The organism is Paenibacillus sp. J31TS4, from assembly GCF_018403265.1.
In the GTDB taxonomy this organism is placed as follows: Bacteria; Bacillota; Bacilli; order Paenibacillales; family NBRC-103111; genus J31TS4.
Window position 1 is genome coordinate 235,367 of record NZ_BOSI01000003.1, and the last position, 24,448, is coordinate 259,814.

At 60.7% G+C, this 24,448-nt stretch carries 24 protein-coding genes; 10 read left to right on the forward strand and 14 right to left on the reverse strand.

Annotated elements, in window-relative coordinates:
- Positions 1 to 152: 152 nt before the first annotated feature.
- Complete coding sequence (locus KJS47_RS15985; RefSeq protein ID WP_213526067.1) at positions 153 to 1,313, reverse strand: Gfo/Idh/MocA family protein; 1,161 nt, start codon at positions 1,311 to 1,313, stop codon at positions 153 to 155.
- A gap of 638 nt (positions 1,314 to 1,951) precedes the next feature.
- Here KJS47_RS15985 and KJS47_RS15990 point away from each other — a divergent pair.
- The 5 genes from KJS47_RS15990 (at position 1,952) to KJS47_RS16010 (ending at position 7,571) form a co-directional block, all read left to right on the forward strand.
- Entirely contained in the window at positions 1,952 to 3,163 is a 1,212-nt protein-coding gene (locus tag KJS47_RS15990; protein ID WP_249716438.1) for an MGDG synthase family glycosyltransferase, read from the forward strand.
- A gap of 27 nt (positions 3,164 to 3,190) precedes the next feature.
- A complete protein-coding gene (locus KJS47_RS15995) occupies positions 3,191 to 4,810 on the forward strand; it encodes a polysaccharide deacetylase family protein (RefSeq protein WP_249716443.1) in 1,620 nt (539 codons plus the stop codon).
- Positions 4,811 to 5,072: 262 nt separating this feature from the next.
- Positions 5,073 to 5,996, forward strand: coding sequence for an ABC transporter ATP-binding protein (locus KJS47_RS16000; protein WP_249716444.1), 924 nt, complete (start codon positions 5,073 to 5,075; stop codon positions 5,994 to 5,996).
- Positions 5,996 to 6,766 carry an ABC transporter permease gene (locus tag KJS47_RS16005; protein WP_213526069.1) on the forward strand — a complete coding sequence of 257 codons (771 nt, stop codon included), beginning with the start codon at positions 5,996 to 5,998 and terminating at the stop codon, positions 6,764 to 6,766. Before KJS47_RS16000 ends, KJS47_RS16005 begins: the two co-directional genes overlap by 1 nt.
- Positions 6,767 to 6,890: 124 nt before the next feature.
- On the forward strand, positions 6,891 to 7,571 hold the full coding sequence (locus KJS47_RS16010) for a hypothetical protein (protein ID WP_213526070.1): 681 nt from the start codon (positions 6,891 to 6,893) through the stop codon (positions 7,569 to 7,571).
- Positions 7,572 to 7,626: 55 nt separating this feature from the next.
- Here the strand turns inward: KJS47_RS16010 and KJS47_RS16015 are convergent, their stop codons facing one another.
- Positions 7,627 to 8,205 (reverse strand): TetR/AcrR family transcriptional regulator, encoded by a 579-nt coding sequence (locus KJS47_RS16015; protein ID WP_213526336.1) that lies wholly within the window; start codon positions 8,203 to 8,205, stop codon positions 7,627 to 7,629.
- A gap of 120 nt (positions 8,206 to 8,325) precedes the next feature.
- Positions 8,326 to 10,209 carry an ATP-binding protein gene (locus KJS47_RS16020; protein WP_249716487.1) on the reverse strand — a complete coding sequence of 628 codons (1,884 nt, stop codon included), beginning with the start codon at positions 10,207 to 10,209 and terminating at the stop codon, positions 8,326 to 8,328.
- Between the two features lie 184 nt (positions 10,210 to 10,393).
- Between KJS47_RS16020 and KJS47_RS16025 the strand changes: the two genes are divergently transcribed.
- Entirely contained in the window at positions 10,394 to 11,071 is a 678-nt protein-coding gene (locus KJS47_RS16025; protein ID WP_213526072.1) for an oxidoreductase, read from the forward strand.
- A gap of 261 nt (positions 11,072 to 11,332) precedes the next feature.
- Here the strand turns inward: KJS47_RS16025 and KJS47_RS16030 are convergent, their stop codons facing one another.
- From KJS47_RS16030 to dgoD, 3 genes are all read right to left on the reverse strand, one after another.
- A complete protein-coding gene (locus KJS47_RS16030; RefSeq protein ID WP_283772087.1) occupies positions 11,333 to 12,883 on the reverse strand; it encodes a flotillin lipid rafts scaffold protein FloT in 1,551 nt (516 codons plus the stop codon).
- 28 nt (positions 12,884 to 12,911) lie between these two features.
- On the reverse strand, positions 12,912 to 13,439 hold the full coding sequence (locus KJS47_RS16035) for an NfeD family protein (protein WP_213526073.1): 528 nt from the start codon (positions 13,437 to 13,439) through the stop codon (positions 12,912 to 12,914).
- A gap of 194 nt (positions 13,440 to 13,633) precedes the next feature.
- Positions 13,634 to 14,782: a galactonate dehydratase gene (gene dgoD / locus KJS47_RS16040; protein WP_213526074.1), complete on the reverse strand. Its 1,149-nt coding sequence runs from the start codon at positions 14,780 to 14,782 to the stop codon at positions 13,634 to 13,636.
- Positions 14,783 to 15,091: 309 nt separating this feature from the next.
- Here dgoD and KJS47_RS16045 point away from each other — a divergent pair, with 309 nt between their 5' ends.
- Positions 15,092 to 15,754: a thiamine diphosphokinase gene (locus KJS47_RS16045; RefSeq protein ID WP_213526075.1), complete on the forward strand. Its 663-nt coding sequence runs from the start codon at positions 15,092 to 15,094 to the stop codon at positions 15,752 to 15,754.
- Positions 15,755 to 15,819: 65 nt separating this feature from the next.
- Here the strand turns inward: KJS47_RS16045 and KJS47_RS16050 are convergent, their stop codons facing one another.
- Both KJS47_RS16050 and cls read right to left on the reverse strand, forming a co-directional pair.
- Positions 15,820 to 16,107, reverse strand: a complete 288-nt coding sequence (locus KJS47_RS16050) for a hypothetical protein (RefSeq protein WP_249716445.1) — start codon at positions 16,105 to 16,107, stop codon at positions 15,820 to 15,822.
- A gap of 135 nt (positions 16,108 to 16,242) precedes the next feature.
- Positions 16,243 to 17,673: a cardiolipin synthase gene (cls, locus tag KJS47_RS16055; protein WP_213526077.1), complete on the reverse strand. Its 1,431-nt coding sequence runs from the start codon at positions 17,671 to 17,673 to the stop codon at positions 16,243 to 16,245.
- Between the two features lie 261 nt (positions 17,674 to 17,934).
- On the opposite strand from cls, the gene KJS47_RS16060 reads away from it, so the two are divergent.
- Positions 17,935 to 18,198, forward strand: coding sequence for a GlsB/YeaQ/YmgE family stress response membrane protein (locus KJS47_RS16060; protein ID WP_213526078.1), 264 nt, complete (start codon positions 17,935 to 17,937; stop codon positions 18,196 to 18,198).
- 69 nt (positions 18,199 to 18,267) lie between these two features.
- Complete coding sequence (locus KJS47_RS16065; protein ID WP_213526079.1) at positions 18,268 to 18,675, forward strand: YtxH domain-containing protein; 408 nt, start codon at positions 18,268 to 18,270, stop codon at positions 18,673 to 18,675.
- A 664-nt stretch (positions 18,676 to 19,339) separates the two neighbouring features.
- Here KJS47_RS16065 and KJS47_RS16070 read toward each other — a convergent pair.
- From KJS47_RS16070 to KJS47_RS16090, 5 genes are all read right to left on the reverse strand, one after another.
- Entirely contained in the window at positions 19,340 to 19,657 is a 318-nt protein-coding gene (locus tag KJS47_RS16070) for a hypothetical protein (RefSeq protein ID WP_213526080.1), read from the reverse strand.
- A gap of 217 nt (positions 19,658 to 19,874) precedes the next feature.
- The gene (locus KJS47_RS16075) at positions 19,875 to 20,651 is read right to left on the reverse strand and encodes a sigma-70 family RNA polymerase sigma factor (protein WP_213526081.1); all 777 of its coding nucleotides are present in this window, start codon (positions 20,649 to 20,651) and stop codon (positions 19,875 to 19,877) included.
- Positions 20,648 to 21,100, reverse strand: a complete 453-nt coding sequence (rsbW, locus tag KJS47_RS16080; RefSeq protein ID WP_213526082.1) for an anti-sigma B factor RsbW — start codon at positions 21,098 to 21,100, stop codon at positions 20,648 to 20,650. The genes KJS47_RS16075 and rsbW overlap by 4 nt, the downstream gene beginning before the upstream one ends.
- Positions 21,097 to 21,447, reverse strand: a complete 351-nt coding sequence (locus tag KJS47_RS16085; protein WP_213526083.1) for an STAS domain-containing protein — start codon at positions 21,445 to 21,447, stop codon at positions 21,097 to 21,099. Before KJS47_RS16085 ends, rsbW begins: the two co-directional genes overlap by 4 nt.
- 220 nt (positions 21,448 to 21,667) lie before the next feature.
- On the reverse strand, positions 21,668 to 22,126 hold the full coding sequence (locus KJS47_RS16090) for a DUF948 domain-containing protein (RefSeq protein WP_213526084.1): 459 nt from the start codon (positions 22,124 to 22,126) through the stop codon (positions 21,668 to 21,670).
- A gap of 215 nt (positions 22,127 to 22,341) precedes the next feature.
- On the opposite strand from KJS47_RS16090, the gene KJS47_RS16095 reads away from it, so the two are divergent.
- Entirely contained in the window at positions 22,342 to 22,818 is a 477-nt protein-coding gene (locus KJS47_RS16095) for a Dps family protein (protein WP_213526085.1), read from the forward strand.
- Between the two features lie 232 nt (positions 22,819 to 23,050).
- On the opposite strand, the gene KJS47_RS16100 is transcribed toward KJS47_RS16095, so the two are convergent.
- Positions 23,051 to 24,442, reverse strand: coding sequence for a class II fumarate hydratase (locus tag KJS47_RS16100; RefSeq protein WP_213526086.1), 1,392 nt, complete (start codon positions 24,440 to 24,442; stop codon positions 23,051 to 23,053).
- Between the last annotated feature and the right edge of the window lie 6 nt (positions 24,443 to 24,448).

Sequence of the window (24,448 nt, forward strand, 5' to 3'; positions counted from 1 at the left end):
AGCCCAAAAAAGCCTGCGCGGATTGCGCAGGCTCTATGGCGTTATTGCTTGGCTTGGCATCCGAGCGCCCCCGGCCAAAGGGGCTTCCGGCGCCGAACGGTGGTGCCGAGCGCGCCTAAGGACTCCTTCCACGGCCGCTTCGCCGGATGCCTTTAATACGTGCCTTCGGTTGACATCGTCCGCTCCGCCGTCTCCTTCCGAAACGTGGAAGTCTGGATTTTCTCCTGCAGCTTGCTATAATACAGCTCCTCATCCAACGGCAGGTCCACCCACCCGTCGGTCCACGCGGACAAGTGCATCGCATTCGAGAGAGTCAGCCCTTTGATGCCTTCCTCCCCCGGCGCCAACAGAGGCGTTCCCTTGCGGATCGCGTCCACGAAGTTTTGCGTAATGCCTTTATGTCCTGTCTCCTTGCCGGCAATGGGGATATCGCAGCGCCAGCATTCCGGCTGGCCGAAGCCTCCCGTGTACCGAGCGTTGAACGCGCGCTCCGATTCGCGCAGCCGCCAAAAGACAAGCCGGCCGTCCTCGATGACGATTTTGCCGCGGTCCCCCGAGACCTCATACCGGTTCGTGCCCGGCGCCTCTCCGGTCGTCGTGACGAACAGGCCGGTCGCCCCGTTCTCGTACTCGACATACGCGGTCACGTCGTCCTCTACCTCGATCGTGTGATACTTGCCGAACGCGCAGAATGCCCGCACCCGCTTGGGCATCATCTCCACCGTCCACTGCCACAGATCAAGCTGATGCGGGTCCTGGTTGAGCAGCACACCGCCGCCCTCGCCGGCCCACGTCGCCCGCCAGCCGCCGGAATCGTAATAGCTCTGGGGCCGGTACCAATTTGTAATGATCCAGTTGGTGCGGCGAATCTCTCCGAGCTCCCCCGAGGTGACGAGCTCCCGAAGCTTGGCGTACAGCGGATTGGTCCGCTGGTTGTACATGATCCCGAATACTTTGCCGCTCGCCCGGGCCGCTTCGTTCATCTCCCTCACCTGCTTCGTATAGACGCCCGCCGGCTTCTCCGTCAGCACATGCAGCCCGTGGCGGAACGCCTGAACCGCAAGCGGCGGATGGTCGTAATGGGGCGTCGCGATCAGCACCGCGTCCACTTCGCCGGACCTCATCAGCTCGTCCGCGCTCGCAAACCTCTTGACACCTTCTCCCATCCGCTCCTGCGCCCATGCGAGCCGGTCTTCGCGTTCGTCGCATACTGCCGCCAGCACGGCGCCGTCTACTTCGCCGGCCGCCAGGTAGCCCGAATGGCTGGTGCCCATATTGCCGATTCCGATGATCCCGAGCTTCACTTTGTCCATATGGCCCTCCCGAGAGTTGTGACATCGCTTTCAGTATAACGTAAGGCAGTGACCAGGTCCTATGACCACTTTCCTTCTGCTGAAAATGGGGTATACAATAAGAAAGAAAAGAACTTGCTGTCCTCCTGTCGGAAAGACAACAGGCCCTGCTGGCTCGGGTTAGGAACTCGGGGGACACAGTCCGCGCTCGCCTGGCCCGCTGCCGGGCCGCTCGGGACGCGTCTTTATGCGCTTTTGGCGCAGTGCTTCCCGGATGTGATGCCTTGACGCCAAGCTTGGGGAAGCGCCTTTACGCGCCCTCGCGTGCTCCAGCGCGGGGTGCCTTCTCGCTTCGCATGGCGGCCATCCATCGCTGCGCGCGGATGTTTTCCTGGAGCAGCCAAGCCGGATTTAGATCGCCAAGCTTGGGAAGCGCAGAACTGTTAAGAAAATCTTTATGATTTCCCAAGAAATTTAGTAAGGAATCTCGCTTATGATAAAGAGAGACGGCAAGGGCGAGAATGGACAACCGTTCAGGTCTGGTCAAGTCCCGGACCAAAGTCCAGGTGCCGGCACCGTCCCCGGACGATACCGGGGCTCCGGCAAGCCGGCTAAACTTTAAAGAGACGAATCACAATGTGTTTAAGGGGGGTACGACCTTGCTTCCAACCTTGCAAAAACCGAAAGTCCTGATCCTCACCGGAAGTCTCGGAGACGGGCACAAGCAGGCGGCGCAGGCGCTTCTCGAAGCAAGCGGCCACTATGATTCCGAGGCAGAAGTCGAGGTGGTCGACTTCATGGAATGGACGCATCCGCGTATTCATCAGCTCGGCAAATACTGCTACCTGCAGTGGATCAAGCATTTTCCTTCTCTGTACGGCTACCTGTTCCGCCTGACAAGAACAGATAATACCTATTCGCAGCTGTTCAAGCGGATCCGCCTGTTCCAGCTGGGCCGCATGCTGGAGCTGCTCCTGACGGTTCGGCCGAGCGTCGTCGTCAGCACGTTTCCGTCGGCGGCCGCAGCCATGTCTGTGCTGAAGACACACGGGCTAACGACGGTGCCGACCGTCACGGTCATCACGGATCATACCGATCACAGCTACTGGGTCCATCCGGGCACCGACCGGTATGCCGTCGGCTCGCAGCAGGTCCGCGACCTGCTGGTCCGCCAAGGCGTGCAGCCGTCGGACGTCTCGGTGACCGGCATTCCGATCCGCCCCCAATTCGCCGTCCGGCAGGATGGGGCGGCCCTCCGCGACAAGTACGGCCTCGACCGGAAGGCCAAGGTGGTGCTCGTCATGGGAGGCGGTCTCGGCATGTTCGGACGCGGCCTGGACGATATGCTGGCTGCCGATTACGGCGGGCGGCTCGTTCAATTCGTAATCGTCTGCGGCCGCAACGACAAGCTGAAGCGGCAGCTGGAGGCAAGAGCCGGGCAATGCCGGCATAAGCTGGTAGTAACCGGCTACGTGGAGGAGATCCACGAGCTGATGGCTACGGCTGATGTGATGATCACCAAGCCGGGCGGTCTCTCTACGGCAGAAGCGACGGCGATGAAGCTGCCGATGCTGCTCGTCAAGCCGCTGCCCGGCCAAGAACAGGACAATGCCGCCTACCTGAACCGCGCCGGCCTGGCCGTCCAGGCGGCTCCCGGAGAGGCACCGTCGGCCCTGCTCGGCCGTCTGCTGGCCCATCCAGAGGAGCTGGAGGCGATGCGGGCGAGAGCCAGCATGCTGCGGACGCGCAACGCTGCCTTCAAGACGCTCCGGGCCGTGCTGCAGGCGAGCGCCGATAGCGGACAGAGTCCGATCGTCCGGATGCCGGCGAAAGCTCTCCGCAAAACCCGGGCAGCCTTTGCCGCCCGCTAACCATGGGATCGAAGGAGGAACGGTGCTGTGCTGTACTACGCTGGTTATGCCGTCCTCGCCTACGTCGGGCTGTACATGGCCACCCCCTGGCTGCTCACACGCGTGTTCGGCTGGAGGGTGATCCGCAAAGGCCGCATCCCCGATACGGTTGCCCTGACGTTTGACGACGGCCCCGACCCGGCCTATACCCCACGCCTGCTCGATTTGCTCGGGAAGCATGGGATACGGGCTACTTTTTTCGTATTGGGACACAAAGCAGAGGCCCATCCCGACCTGATCCGCCGGATTCAGGAAGAGGGCCATCTGATCGGCATTCACAATTACCGCCATGTCTCGAACTGGCTGCTGCGGGCGTCCTCCGTCCGCAAGCGCCAGATCGACCGGACGGCCGCCATCGTCGAGAGCATCACGGGCGTCCGTCCGTTCTATTACCGGCCTCCCTGGGGCGTGCTCAATCTCGGAGACCTGCTGCTCACCCGGCGCAATCCGATTGTGCTCTGGTCCGTCATGATCCGGGACTGGAACAGCCGGCCCGGCGCGGACACGCTCCGCTTGCGCTTGCTCCGGCGCGTCAAAGGAGGCTCCGTCGTCCTCCTGCATGACAGCGGGGCCACGCTCGGGGCCGATCCCGACGCTCCCCAGCAGATGCTGCTCGCTCTCGAAGGAGCGCTGGAGGAGTGGAACCGGGGACCGCTCCGGTTCGTGCGGCTCGACGAATTCATGCCGTCCACGGCCGCGGGCGGCTCTCAGCCGGCGTTCCGCTGGCAGGAAGCGGCCGCGTTCCAGGCGGCTGTCGCCCAAGAGCCGCAGGCTGAATCCACGGCTGCACCCGGCCGAGGCACCCGGTTACGAGACGCATCCGGCGATGGGCATCCCGCGCCAGCCGCAGGCGGGCCTGCCGCCGGAACGGCCACAGCCGGGAACTCCATGGCGGCGGCTGCTTCTACGCCGGATGCGCCGTCCGGCGTCCCGTCCAAAGGATGGGCAAAGCGGGCGTTCGTCGGCCTTTGGATGGGCTGGGAGCGGCTGTTCCTGCTCTTGTTCCGCATCCGGCCGGTCGACCCCACCGACCCGCTGCTCAAGCTGCGCGTGCGTTCCTACAAAGGCGAGCCGATTGTCTATTCGGACGGGGAGCAGCTCCTCCCCGGCGATACCGTCGCGGAGCTGCACTTCGACAACGCCGAGCTGCTCAGGCTCAGCCGCCAGACCGGCAGCCAGGTCCAGCTCGCTCTTCAGCTGGCCCACCGGACGGGCAGCCTGCTGCCGTCGCTTAGCAGACTGCTTCAGACCAACCCGGCCTTCCGCAGCGTCAAAGGCTTATACGGCATCAGCATCATTCACCGGGGAGCCCGCCGGCTCGGCTTCACGGTCCAGGACCTGCCTCCCGGCTGGACGACTCGGCTGACGCAGGCCTACCTTCGTTTTCTTCTGACCGTGCTTCACCCCGAAGGCCGGAAACGGCTGCATGTGCGGACGGAGCTCCTCGTCCCCAAGCTGATTACGATGCCGGCCTCCCGGCTTACCGCGAAGTACCCTCTCCCCCCGGACAGAGGGGAACGCAGAGAGCGGGCAGAGTGTCCGCCGAGAGAGAGCGACGAGGAGGGGCTGTTCGCCGGGCAAACGCCTCCCGCCCCTTCAACGGGCTAGGAAACCCGAGAGGCGGGAAGGGGAACAGGAACTGGGAGAAGGGACGGCGTGTCCGTCCCTTCTCTGGCATCCGGCCAGCCTCTTACGTTCTCGCACGCCCACTCCGAATCTCCTCCGATTTTGTCCGCTCTTTCCCCTCCTCTTCCTTACCGGCTTATTGCCCGCCAGCTCCCCGTTTCGGAGTGCCCCTTTGTTTTTTGACGCGGAATCTCCTATGATGGTAGGGAACAAATTTGGGCTCCGGCCCCAAGGAGGAAGTCTAGTGCCAACCGAAGAAACGGTGGTCCGTCTCGAGAACGTCTCCAAGACGATCGGCGGCGCCGAGATCATCCGCAACCTGTCCTTTTCCGTCAAACGCGGAGAAATATACGGTTTTCTCGGGCCGAACGGCTCGGGCAAGACGACGACGATCCGCATGATGGTCGGCCTCATCTCGATGACCAAGGGAACGATTACGATAGCCGGCCACGATATCCGCAAGGAGCGCGGCAAGGCGATGGCCCATGTCGGCGCCATCGTTGAGAATCCGGAGCTCTACGGCTATATGAGCGGCCGGAAGAACCTGCTGCATTTTGCCCGCATGAGCCCCACCCCGGTCTCCGCCGAGAGGATGGCGGAGGTCGTTCGGCTCGTCGATCTGGAGCATGCGATTGACAAGAAGGTGCGCACCTACTCGCTCGGCATGAAGCAGCGGCTCGGCATCGCCCAAGCGCTTCTGCACCACCCTTCCATCCTGATCCTGGACGAGCCGACGAACGGCTTGGACCCTGCCGGCATCCGCCAGCTGCGGGATTATCTGCGCCTGCTCGCCCGAACGGAACGGCTCGCCATCATCGTCTCGAGCCACCTGCTGAGCGAGATCGAGCTGATGTGCGACCGGGTGCTCATTATTCAGGAGGGCCGCTTGGTGGACGAGCGTCTCGTGCATCCCGGAGGGGAGAGCGAGGACCGGCGGCTGCCGGTCCGCTTCGAGGTGAGCGACGGCGCCCGGGCCGCCGTCCTGCTGCAGGCGTTCGCCGGGGTGCTGATTGAGGGCAACCAGGTGACCGTCGAGCTCGGACGCGAGGAAATTCCCGAGCTCGTGACCGTACTGACAGAGGGCGGACTGCGGCTGTACCAGATCCGGACACTGGCCCCTTCTCTTGAGGACACGTTCCTGGAGCTAACGAAAGGAGGCGGTGTCTGATGTTCTTCGCCTTGGTCCGCAACGAGCTGATGAAGCTGCACAGCAAGCGCCAGACGCGCTATTTTTATTTGTTCCTGATCATCGTACTGCTGGGAGCGGGGTTCGTCTTCCGGTTCGGCGCTCCCGAGACGGCCGCCCGCATCGACCAGATGGATTTTGCCTCGAATATGTACGCGGGGCTCAGCCTGTTCGTGACCGTCTTCGCACTCGCCATCGGCGCCCAATCGGTCTCCGAGGAATACCGGGACGGCACGATCAAGCAGCTGCTCATCCGCCCGTCGAGCCGCACCTCCATCCTCCTGTCCAAGTTCGTCGCAGTGCTGCTCGTGCTGCTGGCGGCAGACGCGCTGATCGTCGCCGGCGGCCTCTTGATCGGAACGGGGCTGTTCGGCATTCAGGCGGATACGCCCCCGGCTCTCGTGCTCATCAAAACGGCGGTGTACGATCTGCCCCGCATGGTGTTTCTAACGTCGCTCTCGTTCTTCCTCGGCGTTGCGCTGCGCGGGATCGGGCTGGCTCTCAGTGTCTCGCTCATCGCCTATTTTGTCGGGGGCCTCGTCAGCATGATGGTGAGCAAATACCGCTGGTCCAAGCTGCTGATCTTCCGTCATACCGATCTGGCCGTCTACGATCCGGACCCGCTCGTCAGCGGGGGCGGCATGCCGCCGGCCGGCTTCACGCTCGGCCTCTCGCTCACGGTCATCGCCGCCTACATCGCCCTGCTGCTCGGCCTCTCGATGCTCGTCTTCGCCAAGCGGGACGTAAGATAGCCGTCCCTATCCAGCAAAAACGACCCGCTCTAGTCCACGGACTCGGCAGCGGGTCGTTCTGTTCGATCCTTCCTATGGGGAATGATTCACCCGATAAACCAACTGGCCGAAAGGAGACGGTTCCTTGACCCGCACGCTCGCTTGTCTGCATGCTCATCATTCCAATATCCCTCTTGTGGAGGCCGGCTTCGCCTCGCACGCCGTGGAGCTGGTGCATTACGTCGATCCCGGCTTCGACCGCCGCAAATCCGACCCCGGCTTCTCTTCCGCCGCCATCCGGCACCAGGTCGCCGACAGGCTCGGCTGGATAGCTGGCTCCGGCGCCGACGGCGTCCTCGTCACCTGCACGCTGTTCGCGGCCTACCTCCCGCCCGAAGCTGACAGCAGCACGGAGACGCCGGTCATAACGATCGACGCGCCCTTCTTCGCCGAGCTGTGCGGAGAACGGACGCCGCTCACGCTCGTTTTTACGAACCCCGCCACCGTCCAGGGCACGATGGAGCGGCTTGCCGCCGAAGCCGAAGCACGCGGGCTCCCTGCTCCGGCAGCCGAGGCCGTACTGCTGCCGGATACGTTCCCGCTGCTGATGCAAGGGCGCGCCGACGCTTATCGGGCCGCCGTCCGGGACGGGCTGGAGCGGCTCCTCCGCAGCCAGCCGGACCGCTCCGTCTGTGCGGCGCAGCTCTCCATGGCGCCGGCGGCGGAGCTGGTGAACGCGGCCGCCGGCGAGCCGGTCGTGCGGCAGCCGCTCGCCGCCGTCGTCCGTGAGACGGCGGACCGCTTGGGGCTGGCTGCGCTTCGCTAGACGAGGCGTCGGCTGGGAGACGGGGCTTGGCTCCCATAAAAAAACACCCGCCTGTTTATCGGGCGGGTGCCAAGCCTTCTATCAGATAAAGCTGGAACAGCTCCGCAATCTCCTGCTTGGACAGCGGAGAGTGGGAACGCTCCCAGTCGTATACGAGCGCGATGTACAGCTTGAGCATGACAAAGGCTGTTTTCTCCGGATCGCACGCCCGCAGATCCCCTTGGGCGACCGCTTCTTCAATATACCCTCTCAAGTAGGCAAGGATCGCCTGCTCGACCTTACGCATCCCATCCTGGGCGGCCGGCGTGCCGAGCTCCATGACCTCGTGGGACAGCTTGATCGTCAGCTCGTGCGTCTTCCGAAAATCCAGCATCTCGAACAGCACCCGGTTCAGGTTGTCCAAAAACGGGGCACCCTGCTCGATTTTCCGCTCCGCAATATCCTTCATTTCCGCAATGAAATTCCGCATGATCTCATCGAACAGCTCTTCCTTGTTGGAAAAAAACGTATAGATCGTGCCTTTGCCGACGTTGGCGATCTTCGCCACCTGGTCCATCGTCGTCGCTTTGTAGCCGAACAGCGAAAACGACTTACCCGCCGCTTCCACGATCATCTTCCTGCGATCCACGCTCACGTCCTTCTTGCCTCCCTCATTGCCCGCCTTCTGGTCCCCATCTTGCGAAATCCGTTTCCATTCGTTCCGGGCACTCGCCATTCGCTTCTCGTTTTCCAGTATACCCGCCGACCGTCTTCCTCACAAGCCGGCCTCGGATGGCTCCTGCTCCCTGACCGGCGCCCACCATTTGACCCGGACAGGCAGTTCGATCTCGACGACGGTGCCCTTCGGATAGGCTGCCTTCCAGCGAAGCGTGCCCCCATGCTCCTCGACGATCTTGCGGCTGATCGACAGCCCGAGCCCTGTCCCGTTCTCCTTGGTCGTGAAGAAGGGCGTGCTCAGCTTGGCCAAATCCTTCTCGTCGATGCCTGTTCCTTCGTCGGCGATCCGGATCAGGAACCGGTCCCGGCTCTTTTTGACAATCCGAACACAGATCCGTCCCCCGTTCGGCATCGCCTCGATCGCATTCTTCACGATATTAATGAACACCTGCTTCAGCTGGTTCGGATCGCCCCTCAGTACGCAGGGCAGGCCGACCCGATTGTAATCGAACGTAATGCCGCGCGTGTCTGCCTGGTTCCGGAACAGATCGAGCACATCCTGCAGAGACCGCCCGACGTCGCAATCCACAAACTGGGGCGCATTCGGCCGCGCGAGGACCAAAAACTCGTTCATGATCTCGTTAATGCGGTTTACCTCCGACAGCATGAGACGAACGCTGCTCTCCTGCTCCTTGCGCATCAGCATGAGCTGGAGATTGCCGGAGATGACGGTCATCGGATTGCGGATTTCGTGAGCGATGCCTGCCGCCAGCTGTCCGGCGATGGATAGCTTCTCGGACGAGCGCAGCCGGTTCAGCACCTCCTTGGCCCTTCCGATCAGGACGACGATGAGCGACAAGACGAGGTACAGCATTCCTAGATACGTCACCGACGGCAGGTCGAAGTCCGGAAGAAAGATATTGTCCCAGATGTCGATCAGCGCCGTGAACGAGAACGCCACCATCCCGCCCGTCAGTGTCTGCGCCTCTCCGTTGCCCTTCCAGGCGAATTTGAGCATATAGAACAGGCTGAGGCCGATGCTCGGCAGCAAGAGCAGCTGGTAGAGCCGCAGCCCGTCCAGCACCTTCACCCACCCGAAGGCCGCCGTCGTCAGATACACCGCGCCGTAGAGCAGATGCAGCTTCCACAGAAGCATCATGACCCTGCCGAGCCAGTCCTTGGCGGCGAACAGCTGGGCGACCAGCGCCATGATAGCCGCGCACCCGCCGATCAGGGAGATGAGCTCGGTATACATCCAGAACGGAGGATTGTCGTAAAATAGATAGACTAGCGCGGTCCGGCACAAGCAATAGACGCCGAACAGAAAGGCGAAGCACCCGAACGACAGAAACGGGAGCTGCCGGAGCCGGCTGAACGGATACAGCGAAAGACCGCCCATCAAGATGTAGAAGCAGCCGAGTGTGAACGGAATCGCCTGCTGCCGCAGCGAGGCGAGCAAAAAGTCCGAACGCGAGCCGACCATCGGCCACTCGCTCATGCCTATGTTCGGTCCGTCGGAATAAACCCGGAAGTAGATCTGCTCCCCCATCCGAAACGAGCCGAGCGGAATAAGCCGAGGGGGCGTCCCCTGGTAGCGGCTCTCCCCATTCGCGTCGAACTTGCCGAATTGGTAGATTAAGTTATAATTCTCGTAAACCCGGAACGACTGATCGATCCGAACGAGGATGCTCGGCTCCTGCCATTCCGAAGGAGGCAGCTTCGTTCGCAGCCAGAGCACTGGGTTGCCGTCCCGGCCCGGCGGATTGAGCGGCTTGGCAGTCGGCGTCCAGACAGAGGAATCGTATAGATGCCCGCTCATGCCCGGATCGTCCAGGGCGTCGCCCCAATGATATTCCCAGATCGTAATGGGCATGCCCCGGTTCAATTTCTCCGCCGCCATGCTCAGCCATAACGCAAGTCCGACGGACAGGATGACCGCCAGCAAGGTTATCGTCTTCCATACTCCGTTCCAATGTTTCATGATCACCCTATGCTGCCCTTCTGGAGAGACTCCGTTGAACTTTACCTATGTTCAAAAAAATTTCGACATATTCTCACAATTTCCTTCTTAATTCGACCTTCTTATCATAAACTTTTTCTTCCTTGCGTCAAGACTCGCGAGAGCACTTCAATTCGCAATTTCTATCCAGGAAAGGAGCCCTGTCATGCCCGCTTCCCGTCAAGCCCTGCTCCTCGGAGCAAGCGGCCTGGTCGGCCGCCAGCTGCTCGAGCAGCTGCTGCACGATCCCGCTTACACTGCTGTCGTCATTCTCGTCCGCCGCCCGCTCGGCCTCTCTCACCCAAAGCTGACCGAGCGGATTGTCTCCTTTGACCGGCTGTCCGAAGCCACCGACGCTTTTCGGACGGATACGGTCTTCTGCTGCCTCGGCACGACAATCAAACAGGCGGGCAGCCAGGAAGCGTTCGACCGGGTCGACCGCCTCTATCCGCTGGAGGCGGGACAGCTTGCGCTTGCGGCCGGCGTCCGCCGCTTCGTCATCGTGACGGCGATGGGAGCCGACACCCGCTCCCGCTTTTTCTACAGCCGGGTCAAAGGGCGCTTGGAAGAAGAGCTGGGGGCGCTAGGTTTCCCTTCCCTGCATTTGATCCGCCCCTCTCTCCTGCTTGGCCAGCGGGAGGAATTCCGGACCGGCGAGCGGGCGGCGGCGGCTGTGTCTCGAGCCCTTCCGTTTGTATGGAAGGGGCCGCTGGCCAAATACCGCCCCGTCCCGGCGAACGTTGTAGGCGCGGCCATGCGCGCCGCTGCTCTCTTGGAGGCGGAAGGTGTGCAGGTCCATGAGTCGGACGCTCTGTTCCGTCTGGCCGGTTCGCTCCGCGGCTGAACGGCGCAACTGCCGACCTGGTATCGGCAGCCGCAGGCAGAGCCCCAGCCGCTCACGAAAGGCACAAAGAAAGCCGGCTCCCCCGAAGGGAAGCCGGCTTTTGCCGGTTCTCCGTTCACTCGCGGTCTCAGGTGCAGTAGCTTCTCGGCATGGATCCATCCGTTCGACAAGAAATTACTTCCCGGGAAATAATGCGGCGAATGCTGTGCCTTTTCGCCGTTATTTCTCCCGTCTATCCGCGAGGAAGCGGGGCATCCTCATCTATTCCGCGACTGCGGGCGCTGGGCCCGCCGCTTCTTTCTCTCTGCTATCCTTGGCTGCAGCGGCGAACGCGGAGGCGGGAAGAACGGCCGCCGGCGCCTTGTCCGTCAGCGTCTTCACCAGCTTCTGCAGATCGATGCCGGACACGTCCTTCAGCATCTCGGGAGCGGTCGCCATCAGCTCGGTCACGTAGTTGCTGACCCGGGCGGCTCCGGCTCCGTTGCCGGTATCGACCACCGTCAGTTTGTCGATATTCTTGAGCGGCTCCGCTACCTTGCCGGCCAGCTCCGGCAGCATCTTGACGATGATGTCGAGCACCGCGGCCTCGCCGAACTTCTGGAACGCTTCGGCCAGCTTCTCCTTGGCCTCCGCCTCCGCGAGACCGCGCAGCCGGATGACCTCCGCCTCCGCCGTACCCTTCGCCCGCTCAGCGTCGGCGATCGCAAGACCCTCGAGCCGCTTCTGCTCGGCGTTAGCCTTGGCTTCCGCCTCGATCCGGTATTGATGCGCTTCCGCCTCCAGCATCTTCCGCGACTTCTCCGCCTCGGCCGACTGGACGACGGCGTACCGGTCGGCGTCCGCCTTCTTCTTCACTTCCGCATCGTACTGCTTCTGCCGGACCTGAATCTCCCGCTCCTGCAGGTCGATCTCCTTGTCCTTGCGGACGAGCTCGACTTTCATCTGCTCCTCCACGACCGTCTGCTTCGCACGCGCCTCCTGGATGTGATACGCCTGGTCCGCTTCCGCCTTGGCCGTGTCCTGCTCCTTCTTAAAGGAGGCTACCTTCAAATCGCGCTCTTTCTCGGCCTCGGCGATGTTCGTATCGCGCAGCAGCTCCGCCTTCTGGCCTTCCTCGGACGCACGCGCCTTCTGGATCCGGGAATCCCGGATCGCTTCCGCCTCGGCGATGTCCGCGTCCCGCTTGACCGCGGCGATCCGGGGCTTGCCGAGCGCCTCGAGGTAGCCGTGCTTATCGCGCAGATCCTTGATGGTGAACGAGACGATCTGCAGGCCCATCTTCTTCAGATCCTTGGCTGCGACTCCCTGCACCTCCTGCGCGAATTTGTCGCGGTTCCGGTAAACCTCCTCGACGGTCATCGTGCCGAGGATCGCCCGCAGATGGCCCTCCAGCACCTCTTGGGCCTCGCCCTTAAGCGCCTCGATCGGCTTGCCCATATACTGCTCGGCGGCCGTCGCCACATCCTCGATCGCGCTGCCGATCTTGATGATCGCGACGCCGTCTGCAATAACGGGAACACCCTGCTCGGTATAGACCTCCGGCGTCGACACGTCGAGCTTGTGCGACAGGAGGGAGAGGAACTCGGCCTGCTGGAAGATCGGCCAGATGAAGGACCCTCCCCCTCTCACGATCTTCATCTTGCGCCCCGTCTCGTCCGTCTGGGTGTTGCGCGCGCCGAGGAACGAGCCGTTAACGATCATCGCTTGATCCGGGCCTACCGTCTTGTAGCGCGCCCAGAACGCCAGCCCCAGCACTACAATTACGCCTACCACAATAGCAGGAATGAGCAAAAAGTCCGGCACTGCATCCATTCAAATCCACACCTCTCCAATAGATTGATTAGCTGTCCAGCTCTTCGAGCTTGGAAACGAGCAGCGTTCCTTCCTTCACCTCCACGACGACGACTCGGGTTCCCGACGGAAGCTCCTCCTGCTCGAGGCTGGCGGCAATCTGGTTCGTTACGCCCCCTCCCGCACGGATGAGCACCTCGCCGTAGCCCGCTGCCGGGACCGGCACGAGCACCTCGCCGATGCGGCCCTTGAGATCGGCGAGCGAGTAGCCGACCGACGTCTCCATCCGGCGCATCGGCTTGACGTAGCCATAGACGATAGCCACGCCGCTCAATACTCCCGCCGCTCCGGCGCCGAGCACGACGGATCCCGGTGCCAGCGCCGTATACCGCGTGAGCAGAATGCCGGCGCCGCCGAACACGGTCACCGCTCCCGTCAGCACCATCGGCTGGAACGCATCGGCGGACAGGAAGTCGAACAGGCCGCCGAGCGCGTCTCCCAAGAGGTCACCGACCAGCACCGTGACCAGCGCGAACAAGACGCCGAAGACCAGACAGCCCCAGAACCAACCAAGCATGAGCGCAGCCTCCTTCCCCTTTCGCTTCTCCTGCTGCACTGGAGAACCTTCTACCTTTACATACGGATTGCGCTTCCTTATGTTCCAAATATTATAACAATTTTCGATCGGCGTCCTCCTTTTCCATAAAAAAGAAGCCATGCTCCAGCATGGCTTCTTGTCAATCCTTGTCCATTATGCAGTCCGGCCGGTATTTACCATTCGGCAACCGTGCCGTCGGCTTGGCGCCAAACGGGATTCTTCCAGTTGTGGCCGATGGCCGCCATTTCGCGGACCTTCGCTTCGTTGACCTCGATGCCGAGACCCGGGCGCTTCGGAATGTCGACGAAGCCGTCCTTGTACTCGAACACTGTCTTGTCGACGAGGTAGTCGAGCAGATCGCTGCCCTCGTTGTAGTGAATGCCGAGACTCTGCTCCTGGATGAACGCGTTCGGCGAGCAGGCGTCCAAGTGGAGGCAGGCAGCGAGTGCGATCGGACCGAGCGGGCAGTGCGGCGCTACGGACACATCGTACGCTTCCGCCATAGCGGCGATTTTGCGCGTCTCGAGAATGCCGCCCGCGTGCGACAGATCCGGCTGGATGATGTCGACGATGCCCTGCTGGAGCAGCTCCTTAAAGCCCCAGCGGGTATACATGCGCTCGCCTGTAGCGATTGGCGTCGACGTATATTTGGCGATCTCGCGCAGCGCTTCGTTGTTCTCGGGAAGCACCGGCTCCTCAATAAACATCGGGCGGAACTGCTCGAGCTCCTTGGCCAGAATTTTGGCCATCGACTTGTGGACGCGGCCGTGGAAGTCCATGCCGACGCCGATCTCCCAGCCGACCGCTTCGCGGACGGCCGCGATGCGCGCGAGCGACGCTTCCACCTTGGAGTGCGAGTCGATGTAATGCATCTCCTCGGTCGCATTCATCTTCACGGCCGTGAAGCCTGCCTCGACCTGGCGCTTAGCCGCTTCGCCCGCATCGGCCGGACGGTCGCCGCCGATCCAGGAATAGACGCGGATCCGGTCGCGGCACGCGCCGCCGAGCAGATCGTATACCGGCGCGTTATAGAACTTCCCCTTGATGTCCCATAGCGCCTGCTCGATGCCCGATATCGCGCTTGACAGAATAGGACCGCCGCGATAGAACCCGCCGCGGTACAGCACTTGCCAGATATCCTCTATGCGCATCGGGTCCTTCCCGATCAAATAATCGCTCATTTCCTCGACCGCCGCCTTCACGGTATCGGCCTTGCCCTCAACGACCGGCTCCCCCCACCCGGTGATGCCCTCGTCGGTTTCGATCTTCAGAAAAAGCCAGCGGGGCGGAACCTTGAACAGCTCCAAGCTTTTGATTTTCATCGGTGAATGCTCCTTTACGCGGTGAACTCGGCGGCGGACGGCAGACCTGCTCTCCGCCGGATGCTACCTATCTTCTATTATAAAAAAGGTTGCCCCGAACGAACATAACCGGTTCTGAAGATGATGACCGGGATTCAAGGAGAGCCGCTCTTTATGGGCTGCAACAGCGGCCGAAAGCAGCCATTGCCGCCGCCGATTGTTCCAAAAGGAGGTGGCACAGCCGGCTTCCCTGCGTCCTTCATTTCTTTTCAACGGCCGGTATGCTAAGTTAGGGACAACGAACGACACGGAAAGCAGGGAGCAGACAGTATGAACGAAAGACAGCAACGAATCGTTATCTTCAGCGGAGGCCGGCTCGGCGAATGGGCACTGGGCCTGCTTGGGGGCGGAGCGCTTGCCGTGGGCGCCGATCGCGGCGCACTCTTCCTCGTCCGGCACGGCGTTCGTCCCGACCTCGCGGTCGGCGACTTCGACTCCGTGTCCCCCGAGGAGCAGGAGCAGATCCGGCAGGCGAGCCGGGAATTCCGCTCCTGCGACCCGGTGGACAAGGACTACACCGATACGGAGCTTGCGTTCCGCTGGGCGCTGGAGCAGCGGCCGGACGAGCTCATCCTGACCGGCGTGCTCGGCTCGCGCGTCGATCACTCGCTCGCCAATATCCAGCTGCTCGCACTCGCGCTGGCCGCCGGCGTCCGCTGCTCCATCGTGGACGACCGCAACCGCCTCCGGCTGACGGACGGGGAGCTGGAGATGGCGCGTTCGGCGTACGCGCACGTCTCTCTTCTCCCCCTGGGGGCCCCCGTTACGGGCGTCACGCTGGAAGGGTTCCGCTACCCGCTCCGCGAGGCGACGCTCGCGCTGGGCCAGTCGCTCGGCATCAGCAACGTGCTCGAGGCCGAGCGGGGGCGCATCCGGATCCGCAGCGGCCTCCTGCTGGTGATCGAGTCGGGAGACGAGCCGAGCTCCGTCTAGACGACGGAGCCCTAATCCCGGCGGGGAACCCGGCGGACGAGCCCGCACACAAAAAAAAGGGCCGCCTACACGAGGCGGACCATGTGAATGACTTTTTCTTCGGAGAAGATCTTGATCAGGTGATTCTGCCGGTCATAGTGGAACTGGCAGGCGCCCAGCGACATCGTCGGCTCCGCGCCGAGTCCGTAGAAGACGTCGTCGGCGAGCGTCGCGATGCAATCCTTGCGCTCCTCTTCCTCCAGCTGTCCCCAGTCGTCTCCGCTCATCTCAAAAAATTCATGGCAATTGCCCAGGTCGGCCATCGCCATCGATAAATCGTGAATGATGTCCTCGTATTCTCTTCCGAATTTCACACCCACCGCTCTCATTCCTTTCCCATTCGCTTCCGCCGTCCGGACCGGACGCGCGAGGACCGGAGAGAAGCGGAGCCTATTCCCATTCTTAACCAGTTTGCCCGGATTTAAGCACCCTGCCGGCCTTACCAAGCATTATAACAGCGGCGACAGCATGCGGGCCAACACTTCTTTTCCCCGCTGCCAGCGGGACCGCTTCCGGAACTCGGAGAGGAGAATCTCCTCGCTCTCGGCCAAGTCCTCTTCAAAATCCTCCACGAGACGCCGAATCGTCTCCTCGTCGAACATCGCCGCATTCAGCTCGAAATTATCGAAGAAGCTCCGCATGTCCAGATTCGCCGTGCCGACCGACGCAATCGTTTCGTCCACGATCAGTATTTTCGCATGAATGAATCCTTTGCGATAGAGGTAAAAGCGGACGCCGGCATGCATCAGCTCCTCCAGATAGGACAGCGAGCCCCATTTGACGATGAAGTGGTCCGTGATGCCGGGCAGGATGATCTTCACCTCGACGCCGCTCAGCGCCGCAGTCTTGATCGCCATCAGAATGCTCGGGTCGGGAATGAAGTAGGGCGTGACGATGGAAATCCGCTTCTGGGCCGTGCTGATCGAGCCGAAATACATCTCCAGGATGTTGTCCCAATGCGCGTCCGGGCCGCTCGCGATGATCTGCACATGCTCCTCCCCCATGCAGCCGTGCTCGGGGAAATAATGCTCCTCGTTCAGCTTCTCCCCTGTCACGAACGCCCAATCGTTGACGAACGTATGCTGCAGGAAGTAGACGGCATCTCCTTCGAGCTTCATATGGGTATCGCGCCAGAAGCCGAACCGTTCGCTTCGGCCGAGATACTCGTCCCCTACATTGATGCCGCCGAGATAGCCGATCAAGCCGTCGACGACGACGATCTTGCGGTGGTTGCGGTAGTTCAAGCTTTTCTTGAAGAACGAATAGCGCAGCGGCAGGAAGCAGTGGACCTCCGCTCCCGCCTCCTGGAGCTCCCGTACATACCGGGCCGGCAGGGAATAGCTGCCCATCCCGTCGTACAGCACCCGGACCTCGACTCCCTCCTGTGCCTTCTCGATCAGAATCTGCTGCAGCTCTCTGCCGATCCCGTCGTCATGGATAATGAAGAACTGAAAATGAATATGATCCTTCGCCTCCCGGAGCGTCTGCTTCATCGCTTCGAAGGTATCGATGCCGTTGGCGTAAATCTCGGTCCGGTTGCACATCGTAATGGGCGACTCCGGCATGCTGCGCAGCAGGCCGAGCAGCCGCTGCTGCTGGACGATGTTCTTGGAGTGGAGCTGGCTGGACCGGCTCGCGATTTGAATCCGCTTGAAGATAGGGGCCGGGAGCTTGTACGAGACCTTTTTACCCCTTCGGCGGATCATCCGCCTCTTGCGGTATTCCTTGGCCAGGAAGAAGTACAGCAGGAAGCCTAGCCCCGGAAACAAGAACAGGATCAGCAGCCAGGCGGTCGTCTTCGATGGATTGCGGAATTCCATTAATAGAACGAATCCGATTTGCAGGATAAATAACAGCATGGCAAGCGCAATCCAGATCATAGCAGGCGTCCTCCTCTATGGCTCGGCCTCGGCAAGCCTTTGTTCATAGGCCGGCCGACCCGCCCGGGCGATGGCCGGTCCCTATATTCCTTCGCTTCGTGCCGAAGACTGGTTCTTCTTACATAGTACCCGCAATCCTCAAGCTCTGAATACAGCAATTCACGCCCTTCTTACCACATTTGCCCTTTTGTTTCAAGCGTTGGGGACAAGGTTACATATAGATATGGCAGACGAACCTACAGCAAGAAGGAGCTGACGGCTATGATGAGTGTGCTTATCAGCATCATTATGGCGATCATTATCGGGTTTATCGGCGACGCCCTGGTGCGGAGCGATATGCCAGGGGGCGTCATCGGTTCCATGATCGCCGGATTTGTGGGTGCCTGGATCGGCAACCTGCTTCTGGGCAGCTGGGGACCGACGATCGGCGGCTTCGCCATCTTCCCGGCTATTATCGGAGCAGCCCTGTTCGTGTTCCTAGTCGGATTGGTCTTCCGCGGCATCGGCCGCAATCGTGCGGCCTAACCAGGGACTAGCGCCTCGGTGCAGCCGCAGGAGTGACAATCTCAATATCATCTAAAGGAGTGGATTGGCATGGCAAAAGGCATGTTGACAGGAGTCGTCGTAGGCGGAGCAATTGGAGCAGTCGGAGCACTTCTTCTGGCACCGAAGACGGGGCCCGAGATGCGGAAGGATCTGGCGGAACGTCTCAGCACCATGAGCGACAAGACGAAGAGCGTGGCTGCCGACGTCGGCCAACGTACCTCCGAGCTCGCCAAAAACATCGGCTCGCAAACGAGCGGCATCGTAGGGATGGCCAAGGACGCAACCCAAGGCGTCATGAGCGAAGTGAAGAGCTGGAAGAGCGATGTAGCGGAGACAGCTGCAGAAGCCGTGAACGAATCCGGAAGCGGCAGCACGACCGGATCCTCTTCTTCCCAATCTTCCTACGATTCGACGACGCATAATACAGGGATTCGTTCGAACCCGACGCATTCCTAAAACGTCGGTGCCAATGCTTCGTAACAAAGAACCGGTTCGCCGGTTCTTTTTTTGCGCGCTTTTTCGGGTAGGGGCACTGGCGGTGAGTTAAGCTTAAGCGGAAGCTCCCGGATGCACGAGCCTAACAGGGCGGGAAGCCGGCTGGCCGGATCGGGCTGGCGATAGGAGTGCCGCCGCCCTTGCGCTCCCAGGCCTGCCCTCTAGGAGGCAAGCATCCGTTCCGCAAGGGCTATGACCCGGGCCCGTAAGGCTCAGCTTCCCTCCCAGCTAAAGGTCAGCGGCTTCTCCTTCCCCCCCGCTGCTCCAGCTTGTCCGGGCCCCCTCCTGTCTCTCTCGCTCAGCTCTCCCGTACCTTCCTATGCCCTTCACGCTTCCAGCCCGCTTACGCCTTTTCCCTATCCTGCCGCTCCTAGCTCTCCCTCATCTTCCTAAGCCCCTTTGCTGCCGTTCGCCTGCGTCTTCCCATGCCAGTAGCCGGTTTCGTTACGGGGCGGCGAAGAGGCCGAGAGGTTTGCCTGGCTGCCATACGCCACCCTCTCTCCCATCTCCCGCCTTTAGCTCGAATACCGGCTCGCCTGCGGGCCGAGTCTCATTTGGCAGCCTACGACACCCCGCATGCCCGTACAAAAAAAGAGCCCGAAATGGGCTCTTGCTCTTCTCTATTTTATTCGAGCTTGGCCTGCAGCTGCTCCACGCCGAACCGCTCGGTCAGACATTCCTTGATCGGCACCGAAGCCCGGTCCGGCTTGACGAATGCGTTCTCCTTCAAATAATACCCGCGCTCCCTTGCAACAGCGTACAGCTGACAGAATTGCTCGGCAGCCTGGAGCGCCTGCTCCAGCGTCGGAAACGCTTCCAGCCGGTTGCCCTTGCCGAGAGGATTGGTGCCCGCTTGTATGGCCAGTTCATAGGTTCCGCCTCCCACATCATTCACCAGAACCTCGCTGTCGAAACAGGGAATGCGTTGCTTGTTGGTCACCATATTGAACACCTCTCTCTTTCTGGATTGGTCTGCTCACGAGAGCAAAATAGCGTTGAAGAAGAAGGAAATTTCCTTGTATGTATGTTTACACTTCCTGCCGATGTTTGAATCAATTGTAAAATCCCACAAAATGGAAGTCGGGAGTGCCCCCGGCAATAACCGGGCAATAGGAAAGGACCACGCTTTGCGGCGTCGACCGATGCCAGCGTGGTCCTGTTCATGCTTCCTTTGCCTTTTGTTCCGTGAGCAGCTTCTTCAGCTTCTCGATCGCCCGCTTCTGAATCCGGGAGACGCTCATCTGCGAGATGCCGAGCACCTGCGCGATATTGCGCTGAGACTGCCCTTCCTGGTAAGCCAGCATGAGTACCTTCTTCTCCTCTTCTTTGAGGTGAACGAACGCCTCCTGCAGGTCCAGTCTCTTCTCAATCGTAGAAAAGTCGTCCGCCTCGCTGCCGATCAGATCGCCGATCGTCGCGCTGCCCTCGTCGTTCGAAAGGGGGGTGTCCAGAGAGACATAGTTATAGCACTCGCGTCCCGCCAGCACCTCGATCGTCTCCTCCGTCGACAGGCCGAGATAGTCGGCAATCTCATCGACATTGGGCGAGCGCTCGAGGCGCATGGTCAGGTCGTCGATCGCCTGCTGAATGAGCAGGCCCTTCTCCTTAATCCGGCGCGGCACCTGGATGTACCAGGACTTGTCCCGCAGGTAATTCTTCATATGGCCGATCAAGCTCTTCATCGCATAAGCTTCGAATTGGATCCCCAAGGTGCTGTCGAACTGTTTGAATAATCGAAGCAACGACATTTGGCCGACCTGATACAAGTCCTCGTACAGATCAGGGCGGTTCCGGGACATTTTGCCCGCGGCCATTTTCACGATCGGCTCATAATGAAGCAGCAGGGACGTTGCCACCTCATTATCGCTAGATTGCTGATAGAGAAGGATAGCGCCAATCATATCATTGGGGTCATGTGTTGCTTGATCCGGTTTCATGCCAATTCCTCATTCCTTTGGAGAAACTTGGTAAGGATGACTTCGGTTCCCGCGTTGGTGTGCACTTCCACGTCATCCATCAATGCCTGCATCATGAAGATGCCCAGCCCGCCGGCGTTGATCTCGCTCAGATCCTTGTTGTGCAGCGATTCCGCCTTGGCTTCCTTGTGAGCATAATCGAAGCTGCTGCCTTCGTCCTTGACGGTGATGCGAATGCCCCCGTCATTCATCTCGAACTTAACCTCGACGAAGCCTTTCTCCATCCCTTCATACGCATGCAGCACGGCATTGTTACACGCCTCCGCTACCGCAACCTTCATATCCTCTATTTCCTCGTAAGAAAACCCCCACTTGGACGCAATGCCATACAGCGTAAGACGGACGATGTCGACGAACTCTGCTTCGGCCGGGACACGTACACTGACGAATTGACTCTCTTGAAGGTTCATACGATATCTTCTTTCCTTTCTGCGGACCCATTTGATGGTCTTAAGTATTGGGTAATGCCGGTAATATCGAACAGCCGCTTGATCTTGGCCGGGATGTCTTCCACGCCGAACGCCGCGCCCGCGGCGGTCCTTGTTTTGAGAATCGAAACAATAATGCCGATGCCTGTGCTATCGATATATTTGAGATCCTTCAGATTCAAGGTTAACGCTCGGTTGGTCTGATTGACGAAGGGCTCGAGATCTTCCCGCATTTCGGTAGCCGCCGATAGGTCAAGCTCTCCGCTTAGGTAGACGATAACCTCGTCGGCCATGACTTCCTTTTGAATCGTAAACTTCTTGTCATTCATTGCGGAATCCTCCCACTGGTAATTAAATTCGCCCAACTGCTTCCGTGCTGGGGTTCAGTGCTACGGGTAACTAATATAGACATTACCCATGGAGGTCTGCCCTGAAACAACTTTCTTCCCAGGAAACGAATGGAAATCCCAGGACTTTGGTCCCGTTATGTGCAGCAAAGAACCGGCCCCGGTTCGGTTCCGGAGCCGGCTCGCGAGAGACATGTCCGCGTTAGTGGCGGGCGCGCGCGTCGTCGGTCATGCGATGAATCTTGATCCGCTGCCAAATGTCGTACAGCGAGCTGAACCAGTTGATCGCCTTGTAGACTTTTTTGTTCGGCGGGGCCGCCTCGACCAGCTGGTTGTTGTGGCGCACGTTCGTCATGAACGACTGGGAGGCCGTCTTGATGGAGGAGGTTACCCCTTCCAGCGTATCGCCTACATTCTCTACCGTGCCGAACAGGGAGTCGAGCGACCGCATCTTGCCGCGAATGTCCATTGTGATCTGGTTCGTGCTGCGCAAGAGACCTTTGACCTCGCCGCTCACGTCGTTCAGGTCGTCCTTCAGCTGGGTGATCGTCTCGTTCGTCTGCTGGAGCGAGGTCTCTACCGTCCGAAGCGTTTTGATAAGGAAAAAGACCAAAGCGGCAAAAGCCAGCGCAATTATGAGGACACCGATCTGCCATATCATAGGGGAACCCTCTCCTTTGTCTAAGATGTGGAACCGGCCAGGCGGCCGTCCGTCTTATCAATAGTTAACCGCTCGTCCGCGGGGTGAAACAAACGCTCTCGTCCGTGCCATCCCCGCCCCCTGCCCGGGCGGCCCGCCGGGACTTTCCGTTTAAAACCGGGACGATTCGGGTAAAAGAAGGAGGTAGGATAATCAAGCTAGGGAGGGTTTTAACCATGGCACAATCGACTGCATCCAAATCCGGCAGCAAGACGAATAAACCGGTGATTGAAGTATTGAACAAGCAGGTAGCGAACTGGTCCGTTATGTATATGAAGCTGCATAACTATCATTGGTATGTCAGCGGTGAGAACTTCTTCACGCTTCATGTCAAGCTGGAGGAATTCTACACCGAGGCGGGACAGTACCTGGACGAGCTGGCCGAGCGCATGCTGGCGCTGAACGGCAAGCCAGTCGCGACGATGAAGGAATGTCTGGAGCTGTCCTCCATCAAGGAAGCGACGAACAAGGAGGACGCCAACGAGATGGTGCAGCAGGTCGTCGACGACTTCGGCACCTTCATTCAAGAGATGCAGGAGGGCGTCGAGATCGCGTCGGAGAACGGCGACGAGCGGACAGCCGACATGCTGACCCAGATTCAGACCTCGCTCGAGAAGCACAAATGGATGCTTGAGGCGTTCTTGAACAAATAAGGGGAGCTCTCCAGAATATGAGCTCCGCTGGCCCCGTCCGGCCTCGTGCCGGAGGGGCTTTTTTTTTTGTCTGCCGATGCGGGCATACCCCAGCCGGCAGACAGAAGCCAGTGTGCCGCAGCACGGAGGCCGCAGCAAGAACTCCCGGCCCGCCTCTATGACAAAAGACCCTATCGCCCCGCCGGTCCAGGCAGTAGCGATAGGGTCTTCTTGAAGGGTGCAGCCAGTGCCGTCAGTGCTCCTCGGTCGAGCGGTCGATCAGTTCCTGCCACTGCTCAGGTGTCACGACACCGGCTTCGAGGACGATCTCCTTGAGCGGGCGTCCCGTCTTCACCGCCTGCTTGGCCAGCTCGGCGGCCCGGTCGTAGCCGATGACCGGGTTGAGCATCGTGACAAGCGACAGGCTCTGCTCCATCCAGTAGGCGCACTTCTCCTCGTTTGCCTGGATGCCCTGAACGCACTTGGACGAGAACGCGTCCATGGCGTTCGCAAGAATGGTAACGGATTGCAGGAGGTTGTGCGCGATGACCGGCATCATGACGTTGATCTCGAGCTGGCTGCCCAGCATCGCCGTCTGAATGGCCGTATCGTTGCCGATCACCTGACTGCCGACCATGTACATCATCTCGGGCAGCACCGGGTTCACCTTGCCGGGCATGATGGAGGAGCCCGGCTGGACGGCCGGCAGCACAATCTCGGCCAGTCCCGTATTCGGCCCCGAGGCCAGCAGGCGCAGATCGCTCGTGATCTTCATCAGGTGGACGGCGAGATTGCGCAGTACGCTGCTCGCCTCCAGCGCCCCGGACGGGTTCTGCATGAAGGCGAACCGGCTGGCGGGCTGGCGCCAGCCTCTGCCCGTCAGCCGCCGCAGCTCTTCCAGAAACGCGGGAATGTAGCCGGGCGGCAGATTAACGCCCGTGCCGACGGCATTGCCTCCGATTCCGATCGCCAGCAGCCGGTCCTGCACCTGCTCCACCTGGCCTACGATCGGCTCTAACGTGTGAACATATCCGGAGAATTCCTGGCCGAGACGGATCGGTACGGCATCCTGCAGATGCGTCCGTCCACTCTTGACGATCGGATGGAACTCCTTGGCCTTCTCCCGCAGCGCTTCGATTAGACGCTTGAGCGAGGGCAGCAGCTCCTCCTCCAGCGCGTCGTAAGCCGACAAGTAGATGGCCGTCGGAATCGTATCGTTAGTCGACTGGCTCTTGTTGACGTGGTCGTTCGGATGGATGACGTCCTTCTTGTCCTTGGGCTCGCCCAGCAGCTCAAGCGCCCGGTTGGCGATAACCTCGTTGGCGTTCATGTTCTGCGACGTGCCGGCGCCCGCCTGGTACACGTCGACGACGAACTGGGCATCCCATCTCCCTTCGGCCACCTCCTCTGCCGCCTGTCCGATCGCCTGGGCTAGGCGCTCGTCCAGGACGCCTAGCTTCGCGTGGGCATAAGCCGCCGCCCCCTTGATCTGGCCCTGGGCTTTGATAAAGCGGCGCGGCAGGCGCAGGCCGCTGATCGGGAAATTCTGAACGGCGCGTTGGGTCTGGGGGCCGTAATAGGCCTCCTCGGGCACATGGACGTCGCCGAGGGAGTCCCTCGACGTGCGGTACGGTCCGTCGTTCATCCGGAT